Here is an 817-nt window from a genome sequence, read left to right as displayed (position 1 = left end):
AGACCGAAGTGGTGTACGACCTGCTCCATGTGGTGGCGCGCTACGGCCGCGACGTGATCGACCGTATCCGAGTCGACCAGGCCAATCTCCTGCGTGAAGACAAACCCGCGCGCAAGGCGATCAAGCAAAGCCGCTGGCTGCAACTGATCTTGCCCAGTCCCAGTGGACACCCCGTTAAGCGATACACTGCACGAGGTGAACCATGGCAAGACCAGCATCCCTGATGAAACAGACCCGCACCCGCCATTCCCAAGCCTACAAGGACGAAGCGCTGGCTTTGGCCGAGCGAATTGGCGTCAGCAAGGCTGCCGAACAGCTTGGCCTGCATGCTTCCCAGCTCTACGGCTGGCGGAGCAAGAAGCAACAGATCCAGACCAGCGGCGAGCGCGAGCAGTCGCTGGCCGACGAGAACGCCCGACTCAAGCGGCTGCTGGCCGAGCAAGCCGAGGAGCTGGCCATCGTAAAAAAGGCCGCCGCGTACTTTGCCAAGAGCCTCAAGTGAAGTACGCCTTCATGAGGACTCATGCCACGCACTTCTCGATCCAGGCCATGTGCCGGGTGTTGGGCGTCGCCCGCAGCGGCTACTACGCCTGGTGCTCTCGCAGGACGTCAATGCGCCTGCGGCGAAGAGCCGAACTGGATGGGCAGGTCGCTCGGGCATATAACGCACGCAAGGGCCGCAGCGGAGCTCCACGGCTGTGTCACGACTTGCGAGAGGCCGGGCTATCCTGCAATCGCAAGACGGTAGCCGCCTCGATGCAATGGCAAGGACTGCGTGCCAAGGCCGCGAAGAAGTTCAAGGCCACGACCAATTCCC

The 817-nt window shown here is 62.3% G+C and carries 2 pseudogenes; both read left to right on the top strand.

Going from position 1 to position 817, the window contains the following annotated elements:
* Window positions 1–146 (top strand): annotated as a pseudogene (locus tag A9G05_RS27565) (ISL3 family transposase); the annotation flags it as partial.
* 56 nt (window positions 147–202) lie between these two features.
* A pseudogene (locus A9G05_RS27560) lies at window positions 203–817 on the top strand (transposase); the annotation flags it as partial.

This window comes from Pseudomonas sp. ENNP23 (assembly GCF_001728945.1).
In the GTDB taxonomy this organism is placed as follows: domain Bacteria; phylum Pseudomonadota; class Gammaproteobacteria; order Pseudomonadales; family Pseudomonadaceae; genus Metapseudomonas; species Metapseudomonas otitidis.
This window is presented reverse-complemented; position numbering and strand designations above follow the sequence as displayed.